Annotated in this window: 24 protein-coding genes; 17 read left to right on the top strand and 7 right to left on the bottom strand. The window is 72.5% G+C overall.

Translation table 11 applies throughout. The features are described from left to right. The first annotated feature begins 16 nt into the window (after positions 1–16). From rnpA to MF605_RS00655, 7 genes are all read left to right on the top strand, one after another. The gene (gene rnpA, locus MF605_RS00685; RefSeq protein ID WP_002856442.1) at positions 17–415 is read left to right on the top strand and encodes a ribonuclease P protein component; all 399 of its coding nucleotides are present in this window, start codon (positions 17–19) and stop codon (positions 413–415) included. After that, the gene (gene yidD / locus MF605_RS00680) at positions 416–784 is read left to right on the top strand and encodes a membrane protein insertion efficiency factor YidD (protein WP_002856440.1); all 369 of its coding nucleotides are present in this window, start codon (positions 416–418) and stop codon (positions 782–784) included. Positions 785–789: 5 nt separating this feature from the next. Next, positions 790–1,788, top strand: coding sequence for a membrane protein insertase YidC (gene yidC, locus MF605_RS00675; protein ID WP_010079777.1), 999 nt, complete (start codon positions 790–792; stop codon positions 1,786–1,788). A 2-nt stretch (positions 1,789–1,790) separates the two neighbouring features. Continuing rightward, entirely contained in the window at positions 1,791–2,375 is a 585-nt protein-coding gene (locus tag MF605_RS00670; RefSeq protein ID WP_036314423.1) for a Jag family protein, read from the top strand. Continuing rightward, positions 2,368–3,093, top strand: a complete 726-nt coding sequence (rsmG, locus tag MF605_RS00665; RefSeq protein ID WP_134416153.1) for a 16S rRNA (guanine(527)-N(7))-methyltransferase RsmG — start codon at positions 2,368–2,370, stop codon at positions 3,091–3,093. Before MF605_RS00670 ends, rsmG begins: the two co-directional genes overlap by 8 nt. Positions 3,094–3,167: 74 nt before the next feature. Then, complete coding sequence (locus tag MF605_RS00660) at positions 3,168–4,115, top strand: ParA family protein (protein WP_100057059.1); 948 nt, start codon at positions 3,168–3,170, stop codon at positions 4,113–4,115. A 2,517-nt stretch (positions 4,116–6,632) separates the two neighbouring features. Beyond that, on the top strand, positions 6,633–8,006 hold the full coding sequence (locus MF605_RS00655) for a ParB/RepB/Spo0J family partition protein (RefSeq protein WP_078025341.1): 1,374 nt from the start codon (positions 6,633–6,635) through the stop codon (positions 8,004–8,006). A 116-nt stretch (positions 8,007–8,122) separates the two neighbouring features. On the opposite strand, the gene trxA is transcribed toward MF605_RS00655, so the two are convergent. The 5 genes from trxA to MF605_RS00630 form a co-directional block, all read right to left on the bottom strand. Further along, positions 8,123–8,512, bottom strand: a complete 390-nt coding sequence (trxA, locus tag MF605_RS00650; protein WP_323662986.1) for a thioredoxin — start codon at positions 8,510–8,512, stop codon at positions 8,123–8,125. Between the two features lie 31 nt (positions 8,513–8,543). Beyond that, entirely contained in the window at positions 8,544–9,545 is a 1,002-nt protein-coding gene (gene trxB, locus MF605_RS00645; protein WP_078025342.1) for a thioredoxin-disulfide reductase, read from the bottom strand. A 148-nt stretch (positions 9,546–9,693) separates the two neighbouring features. Beyond that, positions 9,694–12,018, bottom strand: coding sequence for a hypothetical protein (locus tag MF605_RS00640; RefSeq protein WP_242821215.1), 2,325 nt, complete (start codon positions 12,016–12,018; stop codon positions 9,694–9,696). Positions 12,019–12,083: 65 nt separating this feature from the next. Then, positions 12,084–13,928 (bottom strand): murein biosynthesis integral membrane protein MurJ, encoded by a 1,845-nt coding sequence (murJ, locus tag MF605_RS00635; protein WP_129043351.1) that lies wholly within the window; start codon positions 13,926–13,928, stop codon positions 12,084–12,086. A 46-nt stretch (positions 13,929–13,974) separates the two neighbouring features. Beyond that, a complete protein-coding gene (locus tag MF605_RS00630) occupies positions 13,975–14,586 on the bottom strand; it encodes an NUDIX hydrolase (protein ID WP_061867467.1) in 612 nt (203 codons plus the stop codon). A 65-nt stretch (positions 14,587–14,651) separates the two neighbouring features. On the opposite strand from MF605_RS00630, the gene MF605_RS00625 reads away from it, so the two are divergent. The 3 genes from MF605_RS00625 to MF605_RS00615 all read left to right on the top strand — a co-directional run bounded on the left by MF605_RS00625 (position 14,652) and on the right by MF605_RS00615 (position 18,765). Further along, on the top strand, positions 14,652–16,103 hold the full coding sequence (locus tag MF605_RS00625) for a CCA tRNA nucleotidyltransferase (RefSeq protein ID WP_134416155.1): 1,452 nt from the start codon (positions 14,652–14,654) through the stop codon (positions 16,101–16,103). Between the two features lie 52 nt (positions 16,104–16,155). After that, on the top strand, positions 16,156–16,455 hold the full coding sequence (locus tag MF605_RS00620; protein ID WP_134416157.1) for a DUF7218 family protein: 300 nt from the start codon (positions 16,156–16,158) through the stop codon (positions 16,453–16,455). Between the two features lie 144 nt (positions 16,456–16,599). Beyond that, entirely contained in the window at positions 16,600–18,765 is a 2,166-nt protein-coding gene (locus MF605_RS00615; protein ID WP_242821214.1) for an acyltransferase family protein, read from the top strand. 107 nt (positions 18,766–18,872) lie between these two features. Here the strand turns inward: MF605_RS00615 and MF605_RS00610 are convergent, their stop codons facing one another. Then, positions 18,873–19,958 carry an inositol-3-phosphate synthase gene (locus tag MF605_RS00610; protein WP_134416161.1) on the bottom strand — a complete coding sequence of 362 codons (1,086 nt, stop codon included), beginning with the start codon at positions 19,956–19,958 and terminating at the stop codon, positions 18,873–18,875. A gap of 169 nt (positions 19,959–20,127) precedes the next feature. Between MF605_RS00610 and MF605_RS00605 the strand changes: the two genes are divergently transcribed. Beyond that, positions 20,128–21,651: a glycosyltransferase family 87 protein gene (locus MF605_RS00605; protein ID WP_134416163.1), complete on the top strand. Its 1,524-nt coding sequence runs from the start codon at positions 20,128–20,130 to the stop codon at positions 21,649–21,651. Here the strand turns inward: MF605_RS00605 and MF605_RS00600 are convergent. Next, the gene (locus MF605_RS00600; RefSeq protein ID WP_220478892.1) at positions 21,642–21,974 is read right to left on the bottom strand and encodes a hypothetical protein; all 333 of its coding nucleotides are present in this window, start codon (positions 21,972–21,974) and stop codon (positions 21,642–21,644) included. The genes MF605_RS00605 and MF605_RS00600 overlap by 10 nt on opposite strands. Before the next feature lie 106 nt (positions 21,975–22,080). Between MF605_RS00600 and MF605_RS00595 the strand changes: the two genes are divergently transcribed. From MF605_RS00595 to MF605_RS00570, 6 genes are all read left to right on the top strand, one after another. Further along, positions 22,081–23,568, top strand: a complete 1,488-nt coding sequence (locus MF605_RS00595) for a M18 family aminopeptidase (RefSeq protein ID WP_134416165.1) — start codon at positions 22,081–22,083, stop codon at positions 23,566–23,568. Between the two features lie 314 nt (positions 23,569–23,882). Beyond that, entirely contained in the window at positions 23,883–24,188 is a 306-nt protein-coding gene (rpsF, locus tag MF605_RS00590) for a 30S ribosomal protein S6 (RefSeq protein WP_002857790.1), read from the top strand. Between the two features lie 132 nt (positions 24,189–24,320). Further along, a complete protein-coding gene (locus tag MF605_RS00585) occupies positions 24,321–24,920 on the top strand; it encodes a single-stranded DNA-binding protein (RefSeq protein WP_002857789.1) in 600 nt (199 codons plus the stop codon). Positions 24,921–25,150: 230 nt separating this feature from the next. Then, complete coding sequence (rpsR, locus tag MF605_RS00580; protein ID WP_002857788.1) at positions 25,151–25,390, top strand: 30S ribosomal protein S18; 240 nt, start codon at positions 25,151–25,153, stop codon at positions 25,388–25,390. Positions 25,391–25,418: 28 nt separating this feature from the next. Beyond that, a complete protein-coding gene (gene rplI / locus MF605_RS00575) occupies positions 25,419–25,883 on the top strand; it encodes a 50S ribosomal protein L9 (RefSeq protein WP_134416167.1) in 465 nt (154 codons plus the stop codon). Between the two features lie 146 nt (positions 25,884–26,029). Further along, the gene (locus MF605_RS00570) at positions 26,030–26,200 is read left to right on the top strand and encodes a hypothetical protein (RefSeq protein WP_228070596.1); all 171 of its coding nucleotides are present in this window, start codon (positions 26,030–26,032) and stop codon (positions 26,198–26,200) included. Positions 26,201–26,288 lie beyond the last annotated feature (88 nt).

Raw genomic sequence — 26,288 nt, 5'->3', positions numbered from 1 at the left:
AGGGACGGCGCGCCCCGTGCTGCCCCGTGACCGTCGCGTCCGCACGCCCGCGGAGTTCCGTCACCTCGGTCGCACCGGCACCCGCGCGGGTCGGCGCACCGTCGTGGTGAGCGTCGCCACGGACCCCGATCAGACCCGGTCCACGTCGCCGAGCGCCCCTCGGCCGCGGGCCGGGTTCGTCGTGTCCAAGGCCGTGGGGAACGCGGTGACCCGCAACCGGGTGAAGCGGCGGCTGCGCGCCGTCGTCGCGGATCAGATGCGCCTGCCCCCGCTGCGCGACCTGCCGGTTCTGGTGCAGGTCCGCGCGCTGCCGGCCGCCGCCGAGGCGGACTACGCGCTGCTGCGCCGCGAGACCGTCGGCGCGCTCGGCAAGGCCCTGAAGCCGCACCTGCCCGCCGCCTCGGAGCACGCGTAGATGACCGTCACGCCCTCGCCCTTCGTCGTGCTCGAGCCCTCCCGTGAGTGGGGGCCGCTGCGCGCGCTGCCGTCCGCCCTGCTGGCGGGCCTGCTCACGGTCTATCGGGCCGTGGTCTCCCCGCTGTACGGACCCGTGTGCCGGTTCTTCCCCAGCTGCTCCGCCTACGGGCTGGAGGCCGTGCACGTGCACGGCGCGGTGAAGGGGTCGTGGCTCGCCGCGCGGCGCATCGGCCGGTGCCATCCCTGGAACGACGGCGGCGTGGACCCGGTCCCGCCCGGGCACCGACGCTGGCCGCCGGGCCGGCAGCCGCGCATCCTCGCCCTGAACCACCCTCCCATCCCACCTGATCTCCCGCAGGAGGATTGACCCCCATGTTCGAAGCCATCCTCTCCCCGTTCCGCTGGCTGATGTCCTGGCTGCTCGGGGCGTTCCACAGCATCCTGGAGTTTGCGGGCCTGCCCGCGGACTCCGGCTGGACGTGGGCCCTGTCCATCCTCCTGCTGGTGGTGCTCATCCGCACCCTGCTGATCCCGCTGTTCGTCAAGCAGATCAAGGCGCAGCGCGCCATGCAGGCCATCCAGCCCGAGCTGCAGAAGCTGCAGGCCAAGTACAAGGGCAAGAAGGACCAGCTCTCCCGCCAGGCCATGGCCATGGAGCAGCAGGCGCTCATGAAGGAGCACAAGGCGAACCCGTTCGCCGCCTGCCTGCCGCTGCTGATCCAGATGCCGTTCTTCTTCGCGCTCTACCAGGTGCTGATCGGCGCCCGCGGCGCGGCGGAGCGCGGCGAGGCCATGGACGCCCTGTCCGCGGACCAGATCCGCTCCTTCGAGGGCTCCACGATCTTCGGCGCCCGCATGTCGGACACCTTCATGAACTCGCTCGGCGCGCCGGGCAGCGGGCCCGTGATCGTCACGGCGATCGTGCTGATCCTGCTCATGTCGGGCTCGATGTTCTTCATGCAGAAGATGCTCATGACGAAGAACATGACGCAGCAGGCCCTCTCCGGGCCCATGATGCAGACGCAGCAGATCATGCTCTACGCCATGCCCCTGATCTTCGGCATCGGCGGCATCAACTTCCCGATCGGCGTGCTCCTGTACTGGACCTACTCCAACTTCTGGGCCGTCGGCCAGCAGTGGTGGATCATCCGCAACAACCCGACCCCGGGCTCCCTCGCCGAGAAGGAGCTCAACGAGCGCCGCGCCGCCAAGGGCCTGCCCCCCGTGGGCCAGAAGGTGTCGAACGCCGAGGCCACGCCCTCGTCCGCGCACACCCAGGCGGGCCGCGGCGGTGCCGTGCTGAACGGTGAGGTCGTCCGCCAGTCGGGTCAGCGCGTCCAGCCCCAGCGCAAGAACCGCAGGAGGAAGTGAGCATGTCCGCCGAGAACGTGACCCCGGCCTCCGAGGCCGAGGACGCCGTCGTCGAGACCCCCGTGGGCCAGGGCTCTCGCGTCGCGGAGCAGGACGGTGCCGCCGTCTCGGAGGCGGTGCGCCGCCTCGAGGAGGAGGGCGACGTCGCCGCGGACTACGTCGAGGAGCTGCTCGACATCGCGGACCTGGACGGGGACATCGACATCGAGGTCCGCGACGGGCGCACGTACGTGTCCGTCGTCTCCGAGGACCACGATGAGCGCCTGGACGGCCTCGTCGGCCCCGACGGCCGCACCCTGGAGGCCCTGCAGGAGCTCGTCCGGCTGGCCGTGCTCGCCGCCACGGGGCACCGCTCCCGGCTGATCCTGGACGTCTGCGGGCACCGGGAGCGCCGCAACGTCGCCCTGCGCACCGCCGCCCAGGCGGCCGTCGAGCGCGTCCGCGCCGGCGAGGGTCCCGTGCACCTCGAGCCCATGGGCGCGTACGAGCGCAAGATCGTCCACGACGTCGTCGCGGACGCCGGCCTGACCTCCGAGTCGGAGGGCGAGGGCGCCCGCCGGCACGTGGTCATCTCCGCCGATGACTGAGCAGGGTTCGGCCTACGAGCGGCGCCCCGGGCTGGATCCGCGGGACCGGGGCGACCGTCCCGCACCCGTGGGACAGCCGGCACCGCCGCTGACCGATGCGCTGCGGCCGGCCGCCGTCGAGCTGTTCGGCGAGGCCCTCCCCCGGGCCGAGGCGTACGTGGCCCACCTGGCGGACACCGGCATCGAGTGGGGCCTGATCGGCCCGCGCGAGGCGCCCCGTCTCTGGGAGCGCCACGTCCTGAACTGCGCCGTGGTCGAGGAGCTCCTCCCGCAGGGTGCGCTCGTGGCCGACGTCGGCTCCGGTGCGGGCCTGCCCGGCCTGTGCCTCGCGCTCGCGCGCCCCGACTGCCAGTTCCTGCTCATCGAGCCGCTCGAGCGGCGCGTGGAGTGGCTGGACATGGTGGTCGCCGACCTCGGCCTGGAGAACGTGGACGTGATCCGCGGCCGCGCCGAGCAGGTCTCCGGGGACCTCGACGTCGACGTCGTGACCGCCCGCGCCGTGTCCGCGCTGAAGACCCTCGTGCCGCTGACCATGCCGATGCTGCAGGGCGCCGGGGAGCTGCTGGCCATCAAGGGCCGCTCCGCGGCCGACGAGATCGCCGCCGCCCGCAAGGTCCTGCGCAAGTATGGTGGTGCCGAGCCCGAGATCCTCACGGTGGGCGAGGGCCTGCTGCCCGAGACCACCACCGTCGTGCGCGTCAGCGCGCGTCCCCGCTGACCCCTCCCCCACCGGGACGGGACGGGCCGGGCGGCAGCAGATCCGCACACCCGCGACCCAGGAGGTAGAGCCGCATGGCGCAGGAGCAGGAGAGCCGGGGTGGGGCCTGGAGGGCCCTGCGCCAGAAGTGGACCGGCCGGACCGCCGAGAAGGGCGGCGCCGACGTCGAGGAGCCCGCGCGGCTCCAGCGGCGCCGTCTGACGCGCCCCGACCGCACCCGCGTGTTCACGACGTCCAACCAGAAGGGCGGCGTCGGCAAGACGACGACGACGGTCAACCTGGCCGCGGCCCTCGCCCGCGCGGGCATGCGGGTGATGGTGGTCGACATCGACCCGCAGGGCAATGCGTCCACCGCGCTGAACATCCCCCACACCGGAGACGTCGCCTCCGTGTACGACGTGCTCCTGGGCGAGATGGAGATCCAGGACGTCGTGCAGGACGCCCCGGACGTGGACGGCCTGCAGGTGGTGCCCGCGACGATCGACCTGGCCGGTGCCGAGATCGAGCTGGTCTCGCTGGTGGCCCGCGAACAGCGACTGTCTCGAGCGCTCGAGGCGTACACCGCCTGGCGCGAGGAGGACGGCCAGGAGCGGCTGGACTACGTGTTCATCGACTGCCCGCCGTCCCTGGGCCTGCTGACGGTCAACGCGTTCGTGGCGGCCGAGGAGGTGCTCATCCCGATCCAGGCCGAGTACTACGCCCTCGAGGGCCTCTCCCAGCTGCTCAAGAACGTGCAGATGATCCAGAAGCACCTGAACCCGCGTCTCCAGGTGAGCACCATCCTGCTGACGATGTTCGACGCGCGGACCAACCTCGCCGTGCAGGTGGCGGAGGAGGTCCGGACGCACTTCCCGGAGCAGCTGCTGAACACCGCGATCCCCCGCAACGTCCGCATCTCCGAGGCCCCCAGCTATCAGCAGACGGTGCTGACCTACGACCCGGCCTCGGCCGGCGCCGTGGCGTACCGGGAGGCGGCCGCGGAGATCGCCGGCCGCGGTGCGCCGACGGCCCTGAAGAGCTGACGCCCAGGCGACCCGCTGTTGCGGTCGCCAAATGGCGCTGCTGACGACGACGAAGCCCGCCGGAGGGAGCGATCCCCCGGCGGGCTTCGTCGTGAGTGAGCGTGGCCCGGAAGATGGGGGGTGAAAAGACAAGCGGAAACGCTGGGCATATCGGAAGTTCGTGTTTCACGTGAAACGACCTTCTCTGAGGGTGCGAGCGTGGTGCCGCCGCGGCGGGACGATGGGGAGGGGTGCCCGTGGTGGACCGCTCCCATCTGTCCCGCTCCCCTCTCTTCCGCTGGGCCGGCGCCTCCGCCGCCGGCCAGGCGCACCTGTCGCGAGGCCTGGGTGCAGCCGCGGGCGGCGACGCACGAACTCACGGGGTGAACGGCATGGCGGCGGGGCGGAGACGGCGGCTGTGTGGGGGCCGGCGGTGCACGCTGCGTTGAAGTGCTCCGCGAGGGCTGCGCGACGCGTGGGGAACGTCCTGGCCGCCGGGCGCGGCCGTGCAGGGTATAATCCGTCCCTCCTCCTTCACCCGGGTGCGCTGCAGCCTCGAGGATGCAGCCAGCGAGCAGGCCGGGTGCTGTGACTGGGTGCCCCCTCTCCCCCACGGTCAGACCTCCTCGCCGTCGGTGACGTGCAGGGAATCGGGGCCAGAGCGGAGCACGGGCCGTGGTGTCGCCGCGAGGCACGCGGCCGGTCTGCCGTCAGCGTGTGCGAGAGCAGACGTCAGCGGCGATGGTGGGCTGCTGTGATTCGTCTGAGTTGGAGGGGCCGAACGGCGGCGCCAGAAGGACAGTTCTACTGTGCATTCCTGTGTACGGAGTAGGAGAGAGTCCGGCGAAGAGGGGCGGCCGCACGCCCCCAATGTATACAAAGACAAGCATGTGAGCTGGCACTTTGCGGAGTCAGCAGTGGTTAGCGGCTATCGTCGATGTTGATATGTGGACAAGATCTGTGGACAAGGGGACGCCGTGGGTAGGTGGCCGTGGGTGCCACCATGGCGCTGGTTGGTCTGGCGAATCCCCAGCGCGGCCCGACGGCTAGGTACGGGGTCGGCAGGGGAATGCTGAGTCAGCCTGGGTCCCCTCCCCCGGGAAACCCGCATCAGCTCAGTGCGGGACGCTCAGGCCACACGGTTCTGACCCCTGCAACGACGTGGAAGCAGGACGTCGATCACTCAGGTGGTGGCCGGGGGTTTCACGTAAAACACGATGCTCGCGCGTAGATCTAGCGTCGATCCCCGGAGGGAGCCGCGTGCGGACGGACGGGTGAAGACCCGGTTCCACACGAGTCGGACGTGAAACTTAATGGGCAAAATGGGCAGACGGGAGGAATGGGCCCGGTCTGTCGGGCGGAACGGCCTGCCATATGTCTGTACGGCCGCTGCTGACGGCAGCGACTACATCGAACAGTACGGTCAACGGCACAAGTCGGTGCAAGCTGCGCGACATGGGACCCGCGACCCGGCGTTCGTGCCCAGTACGCCGCCACGTTTCACGTGAAACCGAACGACCGACGTCCGGCGCTCGACGCGCCCGGGTCACGACGCCAGCAGCGCGAGGAGTCTGAACCTCGAACGCATCTCACGCCTCCTATGGACGCCAGTATCTGAATGCAACCCGCTCGTGGGCGGACTTCCGTGGCACGAGTGCATGGTCGAATCTTCGAACGATACGTTTCACGTGAAATGAGCTTCGGGTGAAAGCGCCGTGCCGCGAGGTCACAATCCCAGGCGATCCAGGGAGCACACGATCCGTGCCGGGAGCGAGCTGACCGAGAATGGCGCAGTAATGTGGCACTGACTCGCGGGTGAGCGAGCACGTGGGTTACCCGAACTCATGTCGTACTTGGATGACAGACTCGTCCGTGTTTCACGTGAAACGCGGATGGTGAGGCAGCGTTCAATTCGTGAGCTGCGCGGGTGTAAGGAAGCACTGACGGCGAAGCGACGAGTAGGCCGAGCTCATCCGTTCGGCGATTCGAGTGTTCACATCACACCGCGGGGAAGTGGCACGAGTGCTTCGCTGCTGGTCCGCCATTGCGCGTCCGATGAAGCACATACATCATGCGGGTAGCCAGCGATCTGAGTACCGTCCGCACGGAGGGCTGATCGGCCGGGGAGAACACGAACAACAAACTGACAGCCGTGATTCTGATACCGTCCGCTCGTCGACGCGGGCTCGCGTTTCATGTGAAACGAGTGAACTTCGAGAGGGAACACGAGGAGGTCTTGAGGATTGCAGCGGCACCCTTCCGAAGCGCCCCCACTATGAGTGTTCCACGTGAAACACTCACGCTCGCGGCAGGTGCTGTCCGCGCGCCCACATCCTGCCGTCCGGGCCCAATACGGACGTCTCACCCCAGAACCGAGGCCCGAACCTCGCCGCGCCCCTTGCACGTGTCAGGCCCTCGCGCGCCCCCCGGCGGTCAGGGCCAGAGCACCTTGAGAAGTGTCTTCCCGCCGCCCGGGACCATCGAGACCAGGCCGCTCACCTACACTGATCCCAGACCCACTCACTGCAGGAGGACCCGTTGAAGACGAGCCGTCGAGGAGGCCTGGGGCGAGGCCTCGGCGCCCTGATCCAGAGCACTGTAGAAGCCCCGGAAGAGAACGCCGAGGCCACCTCCCCGAAGGACTCTGCGGTGCCGGTGAAGAGCGGCCCGAAGGCTGCCGCGGCAGCGGAGGCCACCACGACATCGACGCGGAGCACCGCGACGACCGAGACGCCAGGGGGGTCCAACGAGCCCGCCCCGTCGGCCTCGCAGCGGAAGACCGCGGGCCGAACGACACAGGCCGGGAAATCAACGGCTGCGACTGGCAGGAACGCCACGTCCGCCACGAAGGCAGGGCCCACCTCGTCGAAGCGTGCCTCGCGACCCGCGCAGCGTCCCGTCGACGTGTTCTTCTCCGCAGAGTCCGAGGATGCACCCGCGGCGCGGCCGACCAAGGGGCGTCCGGCCATGCCGACGGTGAAGGCGCCCAGCAAGCGTGCCACCTCCGCGACGTCGTCGAGGAAGGAACCGGGGGACTCGAGCGTTGAGTCCGCCGCGACCGAGGGGACCGTGTCCGCGGACATCGCGGTCCTGCGGGAGATCCCGGTGGGGGACATCCACCCCAACCCGCGGCAGCCGCGTGAGGTGTTCGACGAGGACCACATGGCGGAACTGGTCACCTCGATCCGCGAGGTCGGCATCCTGCAGCCGATCGTCGTGCGCGAGGTGGACGGCCCCACCCCCCATGAGCTGATCATGGGAGAGCGCCGGTGGCGCGCCACCCAGAAGGCCGGCCTGGACACCATCCCGGCGATCGTCCGCCAGACCCCGGACCAGGACCTCCTGCGGGATGCTCTGCTGGAGAACCTGCACCGCTCCCAGCTGAACCCGCTCGAAGAGGCCGCCGCCTACCAGCAGCTCATGGAGGACTTCGCCTGCACGCAGGAGGAACTGTCCCAGCGCATCGGCCGCTCTCGTCCGCAGATCTCCAACACGCTGCGGCTGCTCAAGCTGCCGCCCCTCGTGCAGCGCCGCGTGGCCGCCGGCACGCTCTCGGCCGGCCATGCGCGTGCGCTGCTCGGTCTCACGGACCCGTCGGACATGGAGCGTCTGGCGCAGCGGATCCAGTCGGAGGGCTTGTCCGTCCGGTCCACGGAGGAGGCGGTCGCGCAGCTGCAGGGCGGGCTCCGGCCGGGCCGCACGCCGCGGCGCAGCACGGACGACGCCCGCCACGAGCGCCTGGACCACTACGCCACCGCGCTCACCAGCCGCCTGGACACCGCCGTGAAGATCACCCTCGGCGCGCGCAAGGGCCGCATCGCCATCGACTTCACCACCGTGGAGGACCTGAACCGCATCATGGACCTCATCCAGGGCGGTCAGGACGGCAAGGGGAAGGGCAAGAAGTCCTGATCCGGAGTTCCCGCGGACGGCGTCCACGGGCACCTGCCGCTGGTCCTGAAGATCAACGCACGACGGCCCGTCACCCTCTGGGGTGACGGGGCCGTCGTGGTGAGTGGGGGAGGGGCTCAGCCGAGCAGGGCCGAGAACTCCTTCTCCAGCGCGGCCTTGGGCTTGGCGCCCACGGACTCGGCGACCTTCTCGCCGTTCTGGAAGCCCACGACGAGCGGGATGGAGGTGACGCCGTAACGCGCGGCGATGGCCGGGTTCTCGTCCACGTTGAGCTTGGCGATCACGGCCTTGCCCTCGTGCTCCACGGCCATGTCCTCCAGGACGGGTCCGAGCATGCGGCACGGGCCGCACCACTCGGCCCAGAAGTCCACGAGGACGGGCAGCTCGGACTGGAGGACCTTCTGGTCGAAGTCGGCGTCGGTGACGGTGATGGTGCTCATGGCAGCCTCCTGGGGTTTGTTCTGTGTCTGACGAGGGTGGACAGGGGTGTTATCGACATGATTCATGACGCTCCGTCAGGGGTCATGAGTCAGTGGCTCATGCCGGGTTCGCGTCCGACTCCGGGCCGGCCGGCGCGGCCTCCTCCACATCGGCCACGGTCGCGAGGTAGTGCTCCACGTCCTGGGCGGCCACGCAGCCCGAGCCGGCGGCGGTGACGGCCTGGCGGTAGGTGTGGTCCGTGACGTCGCCGGCGGCGAAGACGCCCGGCTGGGAGGTCCGGGAGGACGGATGGTCGATGCGGATCGTGCCGTGCTCCGTGAGCTCCACCTGGCCCTGCACCAGGTCCGTGCGCGGGTCCTGGCCGATGGCCACGAACAGGCCGGTCACGTCCAGCGTGGACGCCTCGCCGGTGCGGGTGTCCCGCAGGCGGAGGGTGTTGACCTTGTCGTCACCGGTCACCTCCGTGACCTCGGTGTTCCAGCGGAACTCGATCTTCTCGTTCTCCATGGCGCGGTGGGCCATCACCTTGGAGGCGCGCAGCTCGTCCTTGCGGACCAGCACGGTCACCTTGGACGCGAACTTCGTGAGGAACAGGGCCTCCTCCATGGCGGAGTCGCCGCCGCCCACGACCGCGATCTCCTGCTCGCGGAAGAAGAAGCCGTCGCACGTGGCGCACCAGCTGACGCCGTGGCCGGAGAGGCGCTCCTCGCCGGGAACGCCGAGCTTCCGGTAGGCGGAGCCGGTCGTGAGGATGACCGCGTGGGTGCGCAGCTGGGTGCCGTCGCCGAGCGTGAGCACCTTGGGGTTCGACGTCAGGTCGGCCTGCACGACGTCGTCGTAGACCACCTCCGTGTTGAACCGGCGGGCCTGGGCCTCGAGGTTCGCCATCAGCTCGGGCCCCTGCACACCCTCCGGGAAGCCCGGGAAGTTCTCCACCTCGGTGGTGTTCATCAGCTCGCCGCCCGCGGTCACCGCCCCGGCCACCAGGACCGGGGAGAGCTCGGCGCGGGCGGTGTAGATCGCCGCGGTGTATCCGGCGGGGCCGGATCCGACGATCACGACGTTGTGGACGCTCTGGTCCTGGGCGGTGGGGGCCACGGGTTCCTCCAGTGGATCGGGGTGGTGGACGCTCCTCCAGGACAACGGCGGAGCCACGGGCGGGTATTCCGCGGTGCCGGGGCCGCGGTGCGACGACGTCCGGCGACGGCGGCCGGAAGGTCCGGCGCGCCGTCGCCCGGGCGCGGGGTCAGCGGACGGCGATCTCGCCGAGGCGCAGGCCGAACGGGAGGTCCGACGTCGTGCCCTCCAGCTGGGGCAGCGAGGTGAGGCTGACGATCACGTACTCGGCCTCGGCCTCGGCGCCCTCGAAGGGCACGGGGATGGAGACGGTGTCCTGGTCGAAGGTGCCGTTGCCGATCTCCTGGGCGTTCGCGCCCTCGGGGGAGTCGGCGATGTAGGCGAACCAGGCGCCACCGGTGGCCCCCGTGCTCTGCAGGGTCACCTCGTTCACCTCGGTGCGCTCCTCGAGCTGGACCACGAGGTTCATGCTCTCCACATAGCCGCCGAAGTTCGGCCGTGCGTAGGCGAAGGTGCGCCACACGGTGGTGGGGTCGCCGTCGATGAGGTTGCTCAGGTCCGCGTCGTGCTCGGCCTCGTGCTCCGGCAGGTCCGGCACCGAGCGCAGAGCCTGGACGGGCTGCGGGGCGGCCGCGGCGCTCTCGCTGGTCGGGGTGGGGGAGGGGCTGGTGCTCTCCGACGGCGACGGGGTGTCCGATGCGGACTCGGACGACGCAGACTCAGACTCGGACGACGCGGCCGCGGCCTGCGGGGCCGGCCCGCCGCGCAGGTTCTGGGCCAGCAGCACCCCGCCCACGACGAGTGCGGCCAGCAGGCCGAGCACGAGGAGCAGGGCCAGCGGACCGCCGCCGCGCGTGCGGCCGTTGCCGTCGCCCGGGTCGGCCACCGTGGCGCCGTCGTCGCCCCCGGTGGTGGCCGGGGCAGCTTCAGCATTCGGAGCCGCGGCGGCGGCCGTCGCACCGGCGGCCGTCGTTGCGGCCCCGGCCCCGGCAGCCACCGGCGCGGCCGTGCCGCGGGACTCCTCGTGGACGGGCGGCGCGGACTCGGCCACGATCGCTCGGCGGGGGACGGGGCGCTGGCGCCGCACGGGGATCGCCTCGGTGTCCGGGGCGACCGGCTCCGGCGCGTCGGTCTTCTCGGCCGCCACGGGCTCGACGGGCTCGACGGGCTCGACGGGCGGCGTGGCCCCGTCGGCATCGGCATCGGGGGCCTGTGCGGCGGCGGCCCCCGCCGCGACGGCCGGGAGTGCGGCGGTGCCCGCCTGGGCCTCGCGCTTCTCAGCCTCGCGCTCCGCGGCCTCGCGTTCCTGGACCGCGCGCTTCTCAGCCTCGAGCTGCTCGGCCTCTCGGGCCCGCTCCTCCTCGGCGCGACGGCGGGCCCCGGCCCGGCGTTCGAGCTCGCGGCGCTCGGCCTCCTCCCGCTCCGCGGCCTCGCGTTCCTGGGCCGCGCGCTTCTCAGCCTCGCGCCGCTCGGCCTCCCGGGCCCGCTCCTCCTCGGCGCGACGGCGGGCCTCGGCCCGGCGCTCGAGCTCGCGGCGCTCGGCCTCCTCCCGCTCCGCGGCCAGCCGGGCCTGCTCGGCCTCTCGCTCGCGCGCGGCCCGATCCTCAGCCTCCTGCTCCGCCTGGCGACGGGCGCGCTCGGCCTCGGCGCGGCGCTCCTCCTCGGCACGCTCCTCCGCCTCCCGGCGCTCGCGTTCTGCGCGCTCGGCGGCCTCCTTGCGCTCCCGCTCGGCCCGCTCCGCGGCCTCCCGTTCGGCGCGGGCCCTCTCCTCGGCCTCCTTGCGCTCCCGTTCTGCGCGCTCGGCGGCCTCCTTGCGCTCCCGCTCGGCGCGCTCGGCGGCCTCCTTGCGCTCCCGCTCGGCGCGCTCGGCGGCCTCCCGCTCCGCCCGCTCGCGCTCCTCCTGCTGCTTCCGGGTGGCGGCGTCCGCCGCGGCCAGGGCCGACGCCCCGGCGGCCGCCTTCGCCGCGGTGCCGTCGGAGGGACGGACCCGCTCGGCGAGGCGCTCGGAGAGGCGGTTCAGGAACCCGGGACGACGCTGGGCCTCGTCCTCGTCCGCGCGGAGCCGGCGGTCGAGGTCGGTGTAGTACGCCTCGTCGTCGTCGTAGGCGTGGGGGTCTCCGGTCCGCGACTCGCCGAACAGCTCGGAGCCGAGGCTGTCCGTCTGGAACGGCTCCACGTACAGCTCCTGCGGGTACGCCAGACCCAGCAGGACGTCCGGGTCGGGGTCCCCGCCGGCGATCAGGTACGTGCGGCCCTCGGACAGCCCCAGGTCGAGCACCTGCACGTCGTCGGTGCGCTCGCCCGTGGCCAGCTCCCGCGCGGACGAGGCCACCTGCGTGGCGTTCTCACGTGAGGCCACGAGCACGGTGACGCGGCGGTTGAGCACCTGGTCCGTGCCCAGGAACACCATGTCCTGGTCCGCGGACGTCACCACGTGCTGGGTGATGCGATAGCGGCCGCCCAGGACGGCGCCGACGGCGATGGGCTGGGGCACGGGCTCTTCTCCTGACGACGGGGTCGGAATCCGATGATACGTGGCGTGGCCGTCGCGGCCAGAGATCAGCCGACGCGCAGCAGACGACCCAGCGCCGGCACGCGGGCGACGAGCGGCCGGAGGGCGTCGTCCAGCTCGGGGAACCGCATGGCCCGCAGCACCATCAGGTAGACCGGACCCATCGCCACGGCCGCCACCGCGCACGTGAGCAGCGCCGTCCCGATGGAGTTCCACGCGAACCCGCCGGTGTACCCGCCCAGCAGCCACACGACGACGACGCCCGCGGCCGCCGCGGCCAGCGCGGCCAGGCCGGTCTGGACGTGGGCACGCAGCACGGATGCGAGGCCGTAGTCCCCGAACCGGCGCACGGTGAGCACATGGGTCAGGACGAACTGGTACACGTACGAGACGGACGAGGCGACCGCGACCCACAGGGCCATGGACCACAGCGGCAGCAGCATCGCGCCCGCCCACGAGAGCAGCAGCATCAGGAGCGAGCCGCTGACCTGGACCACCATCGGCACCTTGGCGTCCTCGGCGGCGTAGAACACGCGCAGCAGGTAGAAGGAGCCCGAGCGGAACGGGATGGACAGCGCCAGCGCGAGCAGGACCGAGCCCACCGCGACGCCGGCCACCATCGCCGTCTCGGCCGTCGAGCCGAAGACGCGGCCCAGGGGGCCCGCCAGGACCACCACGCCGGCGAGGCAGAACATCAGCGGCACGGTGAACGCGCGCAGACCCTGCGCCGTCGTGCGCCGCACCGCGGACATGTCCTGGCGGCCCATGGCGCGGGCCAGCCGGTTGAAGAGCACGGTGGCCAGGGAGAGCACGAACACCGAATGGGGCAGCACGGCCATCAGCATCGCCATGTTGTACGCGGCCACACCGGGGATGGCCGCCTGCGCCATCTCGGCGCTCCAGGTCTCGGTGCCCGGGATGCGCAGCTCGCCGCGGTCGCGGGCCTCCGTGGCAGAGGTGACGTACCGCTGGCACAGCAGGAGCACCACGTTCGTGGCGACCATCGTGATCAGGGTGTACCCGGCGATCCGGCCGGTGTCCCGCAGGCCGATGCCCTTCCAGCCGAACCGCGGGCGCAGACCCAGGCCGAGCCCGCGCAGCGGCAGGAAGAGGATCACGGCCTGCAGCACGACGCCCAGGGTGTGGCCGCCGGCCAGCACGACCGTCTGTGCGCTCGTCCACCCGGCGAGGTCGTCCCCGGCCCGGTACGCCCCGAACATGCCCAGGTACAGCACGATCGCGCCGATCGCGACGACGTTGTTCAGCACCGGCGCCCACATGTAGGCGCCGAAGCGCCCGTTGGCGTTGAGCACCTGCCCCACCAGCGCGTACATGCCGTAGAAGAACACCTGGGGCAGACACCACAGGGCGAACACGGTGGCCATCTCGAGCTTCTCCGACGACCAGCCGCGGGTCAGGGCCGTCATGAGCGGGGCCGCCGCCAGCATGACCACCACCGTGCCGGCGAGCATCACGAGCGTGCCGAGCGTCATCAGGCGGGAGGTGTAGTCCGCGCCCCGGTCGGCGTCGCGGGCGTGCTTGATCAGCTGCGGCACGAGCACGACGTTGAACACGCCGCCCACCAGGAGCAGGTAGATCACGTTCGGCAGGGAGTTGGCGATCTCGAAGATGTCGGCCATGTCCGCGGACAGGCCGATCGCCACCGTCACCAGCGTCGCACGGACGAGGCCCAGCACGCGGGAGAGGAGCGTGCCGGAGGCCATGATCGCTGTGGACCGGCCGGCGCGGCGCTCGCCCTCGGGGGTCTCGTCCGCGGGGTCCACGGCGGCCGGATCCGTGGCGGGGGCGGGGTCCGTCGTCGTCGGCTCCTCGTCGGCGACGCCGGCGTGGGCGGGGTCCTGCGCTCGGCGCGGGGCGGGTCTGCTGCTCAAGGGTCACCCAATCGTGGTCGGAAGGCCCCGTGCCGGGGGCGGTGGATCAGGGGCGGGGGCCCCGGGCACCGCCCGGGGGGAAGTGCTGGTCGACCACCTGGCGGGCCAGGTCGACGATCCGGCGCTCGTTGGCGAAGGAGAGGCGGCGCGCGACGTCCTCGAGGCGCACCCACGCGACGTCCACGGCCTCATGGTCCGGGTCGTTCTCCGTGGTCAGCTCGCCGCCCGTGGCGCGCAGCAGGAAGTGGTGCACGGTCTTGTGGACGCGGTGCCGGGCGACTGTGAACCAGTAGTCGATCGCACCGAGCGGCTCGAGGATGTGGCCGGCGATCCCGGTCTCCTCCTCCACCTCGCGCACGGCCGCCTGCCGGTGGTCCTCCTCGCCCTCGGGATGGCCCTTGGGCAGGCACCACTCGAGCCGGCCACCGCGGTTGTAGCGGGCGATCACGGCCACCTCGAGGCCGCCGTCATGCTCGCGGACGATGACGCCGCCGGCGGAGACCTCCTCCACCGTGGGCAGGGAGGCGGCACCGGCGGAACGGGGTCCCGCGGGGGCCGAGGTGACGGGGCGCAGAGGCGGCTGCGGCCGGCGACGCCACGCCCCCAGCGCGGAGGGCAGGGGGGCGCCCCGGTGCGCGGAGGGATCGGGGCGGGTCATGCCGTCAACTCTAGCCCGGCCCGCGCGGGCCCGTGCCGGGACCGTCTGGCACCCTTGTAGGCATCATGGATCTGACCACCGCCACCCACGCGCTGCCCCCCGGCTTCCCCGCGGACGCCACCCTGCCCGCCGTCGTCGTGGAGCTGGGGCGGAGGTTCGAGGCCGCCGGCCACGAGCTCTCCCTGGTGGGCGGCCCGGTCCGCGACCTCTTCCTGGGGCGGCCGTCGCCGGACCTGGACTTCACCACGGACGCCGACCCGGACGCGTCCGAGGCCGTGGGCGCCGGCTGGGCGGACGCCACGTGGGACGTGGGGAGGCGGTTCGGGACCATCGGCTTCCGCAAGGCCGGCTGGCAGCTCGAGGTCACCACCTACCGGGCCGAGCAGTACGACCCGGCCAGCCGCAAGCCGCAGGTGGCCTTCGGCGACAGCCTCGAGGACGACCTGCTGCGCCGCGACTTCACCGTCAACGCCATGGCCCTGCGCCTGCCCGCCCTCGAGCTCGTGGACCCCTTCGGCGGCATGCGGGACCTGCACGCCGGCGTGCTGCGCACCCCCGGCACCCCCGAGGACTCCTTCTCCGACGATCCGCTGCGCATGATGCGCGCCGCCCGGTTCGCCTCCCAGCTCGGCTTCGCCGTGGCCCCCGAGGTGGAGCAGGCCATGACCGCGATGGCGGAGCGGATCACGATCATCTCCGCCGAACGCGTCCGCGAGGAGCTCGTCAAGCTCGTGTGCGGTGCGCACCCGCGCGCCGGCCTCGACCTGCTCGTGCGCACCGGCCTGGCCGACCACGTCCTGCCCGAGCTGCCCGCCCTGCAGCTCGAGTCGGACGAGCACCACCGCCACAAGGACGTCTACGCCCACTCCCTGACCGTGCTGGAGCAGGCCATGGAGCTGGAGGGCGAGTACGCGCCGTCGACCCCTGACCCCGTGCTGCGCCTGGCGGCGCTGCTGCACGACGTCGGCAAGCCGGCCACGCGTCGCTTCGAGAAGGGCGGGGCCGTCACCTTCCGGCACCACGAGACCGTGGGGGCCAAGCTCGTCCGCAAGCGGCTGCGCGCCCTGAAGTTCGACAACGACACGATCAAGGCGGTGGCCCGCCTGGTGGAGCTGCACATGCGGTTCTACGGCTACGGCGACGCCGGCTGGACCGACTCCGCCGTCCGCCGGTACGCCCACGACGCCGGCGACCTGCTGCCCCGCCTGCACGCGCTGACCCGCTCGGACGTGACCACCCGCAACCGGCGCAAGGCCGAGCGGCTGGCCCACGCGTACGACGACCTCGAGCGGCGCATCGCCGAGATCGCCGAGGCCGAGGAGCTCGCCGCCGTGCGGCCGGACCTGGACGGGCAGCAGATCATGGCGCTGCTGGGGATCCGCCCGGGCCCGGTGGTGGGGCGGGCGTACACCCACCTGCTCGAGTGGCGCCTCGACGAGGGCCCGCACGAGCAGGCCGAGGCCGAGGCGGAGCTGCGGCGCTGGTGGGCCGAGCAGCCGGAGGCCCAGCAGGACTGAGGCGGCGCGCCGGACCTTCCACCCGTCGTCGGGCCGGGACCACACTGGCCGCATGGCTGAGAAGAAGACCGAGAAGAACGGCGCCCCCATGGGCCCCGGCACCTCCAGCATCAAGGACCCCGAGGTCTACGAGGCGCTGCGCCGCAAGGGCGCGAGCGAGGAGAAGGCCGCGCGGATCGCCAACGCCTCCGCCCGGGACAGCCGGGACGAGGTCGCCGAGCGCGGTGGCGAGGCCGGCTCCTACGAGGACTGGACCAAGGACGAGCTCGCGAAGCGGGCCCGCGAGCTCGACATCGAGGGCCGCTCCACCATGACCAAGGACGAGCTCATCGAGGCGCTGCGGAACCACTGACCGGCGCCCGCCCCCCGCTTCCGGGGCGGAAACCGGTGCTTTGGGAGTGGAATACCACCGGAAACCGCCCCCAACGCGGTGGGGCGGGTGGGGGATAGCCGGAGGCTTTGGCCCATCCAGGTCGGGATGGAATGATCGACCGCTGTGAGTTCCGACCAGCGCACCGCGCCCGTGCCCCGCCATGCCCTGTCGCCCCAGGACGGCGTGCCCGCCGTCAAGGTCGGCACGCGGGTCAGCCGCGGCCCTGGCCGGGTCACCGCCCTCGACGGGCTGCGGGGGATCGCGGTGCTCGCCGTGCTCGTCTTCCACGCCTGGCCCACCTTCCTGCGCGGCGGGTTCGTGGGCGTGGACATGTTCTTCGTGCTCTCCGGCTTCCTCATCACCACCGGCCTGGTCCGTGGTGTGGACGCGGGCCGGGGCGTGGCGCTGGGCACCTTCTGGATGAAGCGCGTCCGACGACTCATCCCGGCCATGCTGATGGCGCTCGTGGGCACCACCGCGCTCGCGTGGCTGGCGGTGGACGAGTTCCCCGCGGGCCTGGGTCGCCAATGGTTCGGCGCCCTGACCTACACCAGCAACTGGGTGATGATCCTCGAGGGCGGGGACTACTTCAACCGCGCCTCGCCGCCTCTGTTCGAGCACCTGTGGTCCCTGGCGATCGAGGAGCAGTTCTACATCCTCTGGCCCCTGCTCCTCTGGGGGCTGCTCCTGCTCACCTGGCCGCCGCGCAGCACGGTGAACTCGGGGCGGGTGGCGGACCGACGTCGTATCCTCGCGGTCGCGGTCGCGGCCGTGGCCTCCGCGGCGTGGATGGCCTGGGGCTCGTGGCACGGGTTCGAGCAGGCCCGCCTCTACTTCGGCACGGACACCCACGCCTTCGGCCTGCTGTTCGGCGCGTGCGTGGCGATCGGCCTGGCCCACGTGCCCCGGCCCGAGCACGGCGGCCCCGAGCCGCGGACCTCGGCCACGCGGGTGGCCGTCGCGTGGGGCGCCGTCGCGGTGCTCGCGGCGGGCTTCGCCCTGGTCGACGGCGGCCACGCGAGCACGTACCGCGGGGTGCTGGCGGGCCTGTCCGCCGTCGTCGCGTTCATCGTCTGGCACGTGGTGCAGGGTGACCGGCGCGACTCGCTCTCGCGCGCCCTGGGCAACGGGTTCCTGCGCTGGTGGGGGCGCCGCTCCTACGCGGCGTACCTGTGGCACTGGCCGCTGCTCGTGATCATGCGCGTGATGGTGCCCGTGGACGCCCCCGGGTGGGTCGAGCCCGTGGCCGCCGGCGCGATCCTGCTGCTGACCGCCCTGATCGCCGACCTGAGCACCCGACTGATCGAGGAGCCCATCCTCCACGAGGGGTTCAGGGGTGCCTTCGGTCGCTGGGGCGCAGCCGCTCGGCGGGCGTTCACGGGCGGGGCCGGGCCCATCGGCCGGCTCGCGGCCGCCGCCACGGCGCTGGGGCTCGTGGCCGTCCCCACGGCGCTGGGGCTCGTGGCCGTCCCCACGGCGGCCGTGGCCGCCGTGGTGCACTCGCCCGCGCAGACCCAGCTCGAGCAGGACATCGCCCAGGCGGAGGAGTCCCTCAAGGCCGCCCAGGCGGCGCAGCAGGCGGCTCGCGAGTCCCGCGCCGCGGAGCAGTCGAAGCGGGCCGAGGCGTCGGCCTCGGGGTCGCCCGGCTCGGCCGCCCCCGGGGACGCGGAGGGCTCCGCCGGCGCGACGCCCTCGCCCGGATCGTCCGCCGAGCCGTCCGGGCTCGGGCTCGGCGACCCGGCCGTCGCGCGCCCCACGTACTCCAAGGAGCAGCTCACCGCGGCCCTGCCGCCGTCCGAGCTCGGCCCGGACGTCACCCTGATCGGCGACTCCGTCTCGCTCTCGGCCGCGCCCACGCTCATGGAGCAGCTGCCGGGGATGCTGCTCGAGGCGGAGGTGGGCTACCAGATCTGGGACGCCGCGGACGAGATCGAGAAGCTCAAGGCGGACGGCCAGCTGAGCGACGTCGTCGTGGTGGCCCTGGGCGCCAACGGCACCACCCACCGGGGCGACTGGGAGAAGATCCTGGCGGCCGTCGGCGAGGACCGGCTGCTCGTGCTCGTGGTGCCGCACGGCCCGATGGACTGGATCGCGGACGTGCAGAGGCAGATGGAGGCGCAGGCCACGGCGCACCCGGACCGGATCGTCCTGGCGGACTGGGACGCCACGGCGAAGCAGCACGTCACGGACTTCTCCGCCGACGGCGTGCACCCCCGCGCCGACGGCCAGGCCATGTACGCCCAGCTCGTCCGGCTCACCATCGAGGACCGGCTCGGCGTGCGCCGCTGAGCGCGGTGGCCGGGGCGGCACGCGCCCCCACCACGACGCCGGCCCGTCACCTCCACGGGGAAGGTGACGGGCCGGCGTCGTGCACGGTCCGGGCGGGACCGGGCGGGTCAGCGCTCGATGTCGCCGCGGATGAAGGCCTCCACGAGCTCGCGCGCCGCGTCGTCGTTGTGCTGCACGGGCGGGGACTTCATGAAGTAGGACGAGGCCGAGAGGATCGGGCCGCCGATGCCGCGGTCCAGGGCGATCTTCGCGGCGCGCACGGCGTCGATGATCACGCCGGCCGAGTTGGGGGAGTCCCACACCTCGAGCTTGTACTCGAGCGAGACCGGGGCGTCGCCGAAGTTGCGGCCCTCGAGGCGCACGAACGCCCACTTGCGGTCGTCGAGCCAGGCCACGTAGTCGGACGGGCCGATGTGCACGTCCTTCTCGCCCAGCTGCGCGGAGGTGTTGGAGGTGACGGCCTGCGTCTTGGAGATCTTCTTGGACTCCAGGCGCTCACGCTCGAGCATGTTCTTGAAGTCCATGTTGCCGCCCACGTTGAGCTGGTAGGTGCGGTCCAGGGTCACGCCGCGGTCCTCGAACAGCTTGGCCATCACGCGGTGGGTGATGGTGGCGCCGATCTGGGACTTGATGTCGTCGCCCACGATCGGCACGCCCGCGGCGGTGAACTTCTCGGCCCACTCCGGGGTGCCGGCGATGAACACGGGCAGGGCGTTCACGAACGCGACGCCGGCGTCGATCGCGGCCTGGGCGTAATGTTCGGTGGCCAGCTGCGAGCCGACGGGCAGGTAGCAGACCAGCACGTCCACCTTCGCGTCACGGAGGGCCTGCGCCACGTCCACGGGCTCGGCGTCCGACTCCTCGATGGTCTCGGCGTAGTACTTGCCGAGGCCGTCCAGGGTGGGGCCGCGCTGGACGGTGACGTCCGCGTGGGGCACGTCCGCGATCTTGATGGTGTTGTTCTCGGAGGCGGTGATGGCCTCGGACAGGTCCAGGCCGACCTTCTTCGCGTCCACGTCGAACGCGGCCACGAAGTCGAGGTCCGACACGTGGTAGTCGCCGAACTGCACGTGCATCAGGCCCGGCACCGTGTCCGTGGCCTTCGCCTCGCGGTAGTACTCCACACCCTGGATGAGGGATGTTGCGCAGTTGCCCACGCCGGCGATGGCGACGCGGATGGGATTGGTGGCCACGGTCTGGTTCTCTCCTCGACTGTCCGGAACGGGTGCGGGCACGCGGGGCGCGCACAGGGGGCCCACACCGTTCGGCGGGGCGCTCACCCGGGGATCAACCCCGCCAGTCTACGACCGACGACGGTGGCCCCGCCCGTCCGGTGTCCGGGCGGCTTCCTAGGATGGGGGCATGAGACCGGCCCCCGCGCATGCCGCGACCCCCAGCGAGCCGCCCACTCACGCCGCGGACGGCGCCCCGAGCGGCGCCGTGACCGCCCCGGGTGCCGCCGTCGGGCGTTCCGCTGACAGCGCACCGTCCGGGGCCCTGCCCGCCCCCGGCGAGCGCGGCGGCCGCTTCCAGCTCGCCGGCGGCCTCGCGGCGAACGGCCCCGGACGGGGGACCGGCTCCTGGGCCGGGCCCGTGGCGCTGACGGGGCTGCTGGTGGCTCTGGCCGCCGTCGTGACCGTGCTGCAGAAGTCGCCGTGCCTGCTGCACGGCTGGGGCGCCCCGGACGTCTACTACGCGGGCTGCTACTCGGACTGGGCCGCGCTCTACGGCGGGCGCGGGTTCGCGGCGGACCCGTGGGCGCCGTTCCGGGCGGGCTCCACGTTCGAGTACCCCGTGCTGATGTCCGTCGTGGGCTCGGTGGCGGCCTGGATCACGCAGGCGCTGCCGTTCTCGCCGGAGCAGGGCACGGTGGTGTTCTGGCTCGTGAACCTCGGGTTCGTGGTGGTGCTGTGGGCCGTCGTCGCGGTGCTGACCGTCCGGATGGCGGGGCGCCGGTGGACGGACGGGCTCATGGTGGCCGTGGCCCCGGGGATCGTGCTGGCCGGCACCATCAACTGGGACCTGTGGGCCGTGGCCCTGCTGGCGTGCGGCATGTACGCGTGGTCGCGCGGCCGGTCCCTGACGGCGGGGGTGCTGTTCGGCCTCGGCGCGGCCATGAAGCTGTATCCGCTGCTGATCCTGGGGCCGCTGCTGATCCTGGCGGTGCGCTCGCGGCGGTGGCGGCCGTTCCTGCTCGCGGCCGGGGGCACGGTGGCGGCGTGGGCGGCGGTCAACGTGCCGCTCATGGCCGTGAACTTCCAGGCGTGGTCCGTGTTCTTCACCTTCTCCGGCGAGCGCGGGCCGGGCCTGTCCAGCGTGTGGCACGCGTGGGACGTGACCGCCGCGCAGGCCGGGTGGGCGTTCGTGCCGGAGGACTCCCTCACCCTGCTGGCCTACGGGACCTTCGCGGTGTGCTGCCTCGGGATCTTCGTGCTCGGCGTGCGGGTGCGGCACACCCCGCGGCTGGCCCAGCTGACGTTCCTGGTGGTGGCGGCGTTCGTGCTCACCAACAAGGTGTACTCACCGCAGTTCGTGGTCTGGCTGATCCCGCTCCTGGCGCTCGCCCTGCCGCGCTGGCGGGACTTCTGGGTGTGGCAGACGGTGGAGGCGCTGCACTTCTTCGCCGTGTGGATGTACCTGGCCAAGGGGGTGGCCGAGACCCCGCCGCAGCACTCCATGGACGACTCCGTCTACGTGGCCGCGATCCTCGCCCACATCCTCGCGGTGCTGTGGCTGTGCGGGCGCGTCGTGTGGGAGATGCTGCACCCGGCCGAGGACCTCGTGAAGCGCGACCACGGCGGCCACCCGGACGCCGACCCGCTCGCCGGCGCGTACGCCGGCCCGGCCCGGGGGCGCTCAGGCCGGCCGGCCGCGGTTCAGGCGTAGTCCCAGCGGTGGATCGGGCAGTCCGGGGACGACGGCGGCGCGCTCGTCCCCGCCTCGGCGGCGCCGCCCTCGCGGGGCGGCGGCGGACAGACGCACGGCGCCCCGGAGGCGGCCGTGGCCGCCTTCATCTGCTCGCGCCAGATCACGTGGGGGTCGGTGGCCGGGTCCGCGGCCGCGCCGGGGTGCGCCGGACGCGCGGCGCCGTCGTCGTGGGCGGGGGTGCGGGCCGCGTCCCCGTCCCGGGTGAAGCCCATCCGCACGATGGCCCAGCCGCCCACGGTCCACGCCACCAGGAGGAAGACCCCCACGGCGACGGCGATCATGATGTCCACGGCGGGCTCCTCCTGCGCTGACGGGCGGGCGATGCGGCCGGGGCCGCTTTCGGGCCAGGGTAGTCGGACGGGGTGGTGGGGGCGGTACGGTCGGGGCATGACCCCCGTGACCCGTGACACCGTCGCCGAGCTGCCCGCCCACCTGCGGGACCTGGCCGAGTTCGTGACCGCCTCGCCCTCCAGCTACCACGCCGCGGAGGAGGTCGCACGCCGCCTGGAGGCCGTGGGCTTCACCCGTCTGGATGAGACGGCCGACTTCCCGGCGGCCCCGGGCGGCTACGTGGTGGTGCGCGACGGCGCGGCGGTGGCCTGGATCGTGCCGATGGGTGCCCGGGCGCTGGGCCGCCACGAGGGTGCTGAGGCGCGCGCGGCCGGGCCGGACGAGGCGGGGCCGAGCGCCGGCGTCGTGCCGGTGTTCCGCGTCCTCGGCGCGCACACGGACTCGCCGGGGTTCAAGCTCAAGCCGAACCCGGCCACCGTGACGGCCGACGGCTGGGTGCAGGCCGGCGTCGAGGTGTACGGCGGCCCGCTGCTGAACTCGTGGCTGGACCGCGAGCTGCGCTTCGCCGGGCGTCTCGCCCTCGACGACGGCACGCAGGTGCTCGCCGCGACCGGGCCCGTGGGGCGCATCCCGCAGCTGGCCATCCACCTGGACCGCGAGGTCAACGAGGGGCTGACGTTGAAGCGGCAGCGGCACACGAACCCCGTCGTGGGGGCGCTCGCCCCGCGCGGCGAGGGCGCCGGCGAGGCGGAGGCCGACGGTCTGGCCGCCCGCGTGCCCGGTGACGTGCTGACCGCGCTCGCGGCCGCCGCCGGTGTGGACCCGGCCGCGGTGCGCGGGCACGACGTCGTGGTGGCCGACGCCCAGGCGCCCGGACTCTTCGGGCTGGCGGGCGAGTTCTTCGCGTCGGGCCGGCTGGACAACCTGAGCTCGGTGCACGCGGGCCTCGCGGCGCTCGAGGAGTTGGCGCGCGAGCACGGCGGCGCCGAGGGTGCGATCGCGTACGAGGGGACCGTCGCGGGCGGGGTGGCCGGTGAGGCGGCCGACGCCCCGGTGATCCCGCTGCTCGCCGCGTTCGACCACGAGGAGCTGGGGTCGGCGTCGCGGTCCGGGGCGGCCGGGCCGCTGCTCGAGGAGGTCATGGGGCGCGTGCTCGAGGCGCTCGGCGTGGCCGGGCAGGGTCGGGCGCGGGCGATCGCGGGGTCCTGGCTGCTGTCCGCGGATGCCGGCCACCTGGTGCACCCGAACTACGCCGAGCGGCACGATCCCGTGAACCACCCGCGCGTGAACCACGGCCCGCTGCTGAAGATCAATGCCAACCAGCGCTACGCCACCGACGCCGGGGGTGAGGCCGCGTTCGCCCGTTGGTGCGGCGTGGCGGGGGTGCCGTTCCAGGAGTTCGTCTCGAACAACGACGTCCCCTGCGGCTCCACCATCGGCCCGATCTCGGCGACCCGCCTGGGCATCCGAACCGTGGATGTGGGCCTGGGTCTGCTGTCCATGCACTCGGCGCGCGAGATGTGCGGCGTGCGGGACGTGGAGCACCTGGCGGCGGCCGTGCGGGAGTTCTTCCGCGGGGTGTGAGGCTGCGCGTGGGGGGGGGGGGGGCGTGAGCCAGAGATTTCTGCTCCTGGATGGCCGCGAGCCAGAGATTTCGGTCGTAGAAGCGGCCGGAAAACGACCGAATCATCTGGCTCGCGGGCTCGACGCGCGGGAGGCGTCGGCGCGGGAGGCGCCCGCGTGCGTGGGCGCCGCGCCAGTGCCCCTCCCTCGAACTGCTAGGATGGATCAGGTTGTCTGTGTGCCGCCGAAGAGCGCGGAGCATCGCACGGACGACGAGCACAGAACCTCCTGCCGCGGAGAGACCGCGGCCGCAAGCCCAGAGGAGGTGGGTTCGCATGCGTGCTTATGAGCTGATGGTGCTGATCGACCCTGAGGTCGACGAGCGCACCGTGGAGCCGACCCTGAAGAAGTACCTCGAGGTCGTCACGAACGCCGGCGGCACCGTCGACAACATCGACGTGTGGGGTCGCCGCAAGACCGCCTACGAGATCCAGAAGAAGTCCGAGGCCATCTACGTGGTCGTCAACTTCCAGTCGGAGCCGGCCGCCACCCAGGAGCTGGACCGTCTGCTGAACCTCAACGAGACGATCCTGCGCACCAAGATCATCCGTCCGGAGGAGCAGAAGATCACCGCTGAGTGATCCTCGTACCGTGTCCGGAGGGTCTGAGAGCATCGGATCAGTCCCCGACGCCCCCACCGGAACCCCGCTGAGCAGTCCCGGATCCCCGGATCCGGTCACTGACCGGCAGAACCCCCGAAGACAGGAGTGACCATGGCAGGCGAGACCGTCATCACCGTGGTCGGCAACCTCACCGCCGACCCGGAGCTGCGCTTCACCCCGAACGGCGCGGCCGTCGCGAACTTCACCGTCGCGTCCACGCCCCGCACGTTCGACCGCCAGACCAACGAGTGGAAGGACGGCGAAGCGCTGTTCCTGCGCTGCTCGGTCTGGCGCGAGGCCGCGGAGAACGTGGCGGAGTCGCTGACCAAGGGCATGCGCGTGATCGTGCAGGGCCGCCTCAGGGCGCGCTCCTACGACGACCGGGACGGCAACCGTCGCACCAGCTGGGAGCTGGACGTGGACGAGGTCGGCCCGGCGCTGCGGTTCGCCACGGCCAAGGTCACCCGCGCCCAGCGCGGCGGTGGCGGCGGCGGTGGCTTCGGCGGCGGCCAGCAGGGGGGCGGCTTCGGCGGCGCCCCGGCCGGCGGCGGCTTCGGGGGGAACAACGACGGCGGCTTCGGCGGCGCCCAGCAGGGCGGCGGCTGGGGCGGCCAGCAGCAGGGCGGCGGCCAGGCCGCACCGCAGGACCCCTGGTCCGGCGGCGGTGGCGGCGGATGGGACACCCCGTCCTCCAACGAGCCCCCGTTCTGATCCTGCACTGACCGGGCGCGGCCCCCGCGGCCGCGACGGACACGGAACACCACGGACCTCTCCGTCCGGGCGCACCTTGCCCGGAGGGCCGCCCCGGCGGCCCATCCCACCCGCGACCCGGCACCGCCGGGCCGCACTGCACACGGCCCCGTGCCCCGCACGGGACGCCGCGTGATCCCATCCCGCAGAACCGTTCTGCGGGCTCCAGAGAACTCTGAAGGAGCACCACGATGGCGAAGGCTGAACTCCGCAAGCCCAAACCGAAGTCCAACCCGCTCAAGGCCGCCAAGATCACCGAGATCGACTACAAGGACGTGGCCTTGCTGCGCAAGTTCATCTCCGACCGCGGGAAGATCCGTGCCCGTCGCGTGACCGGCGTGACCGTCCAGGAGCAGCGCAAGATCGCCCAGGCCGTCAAGAACGCCCGCGAGGTGGCCCTGCTGCCCTACGCCGGCGCCGGCCGCGGCTGATCGAGCGAGCGAAGGAAGGAACACCCAGATGGCAAAGCTCATCCTGACCCAGGAAGTGGCCGGTCTCGGCACCTCCGGTGACGTGGTCGAGGTCAAGAACGGGTACGCCCGCAACTACCTGCTCCCGCGCGGTTTCGCCACCGTGTGGACCAAGGGCGGGGAGAAGCAGGTCGAGTCCCTGCAGAAGGCCCGCGCGGCCCGCGCCGTGGCGAACCTGGAGGACGCGCAGGCCCAGGCCGCGCAGCTCCAGTCCGCCACCGTGAAGCTCGAGCGCACCGCCGGTGCGGAGGGTCGCCTGTTCGGCGCCGTCCAGACCGCCGACGTCGCCGAGGCGATCGAGGCCGCCGGCCTCGGCTCCGTGGACAAGCGCTCGATCACCCTGCCGGCGCACATCAAGTCCGTGGGCAACCACGAGGCCCAGGTCCGCCTGCACGAGGACGTCATCGCGACCGTCCAGCTGCAGGTCGTGGCCGCCAAGGGCTCCACGAAGTGATCATCCGCTTCTGAGGGCGGCCGGCCCCGCGCCGGACGCCGTCCGGCCTCTCCGGGAGACCGACGACGACGCCCCGCCCGTTCCGCTGGAACGGGCGGGGCGTCGTCGTGCGTGGGACCGCCCGCGGACCGGGGACAATGGCGGACATGGCCGACCTCCCCCACCCCGTGCCCGCCGATGCGCCGCCGCAGCGCCTGTGGACGCGGCAGTTCGTGCTGGTGGGGGTCACGTACTTCTTCGTGGCCATGATCTTCTACTCGCTCATGACCGCGATGGCCGCGTACGCGGTCCTGCGGTTCGGCGCGGCCGACGCGTAGGCCGGCCTGGTGGTGGGGGCGTTCGTGCTCGGGGCGGTGGTCACCCGCGTGACCACCGCCCCGGCCGCCACTGCCTGGGGCCGGGGGC

This window comes from Micrococcus luteus (assembly GCF_022664405.1).
Classification (GTDB): domain Bacteria; phylum Actinomycetota; class Actinomycetes; order Actinomycetales; family Micrococcaceae; genus Micrococcus; species Micrococcus luteus.
The sequence above is the reverse complement of the archived record's forward strand: the minus strand, read 5'-3'. Positions and strand labels throughout refer to the sequence as shown.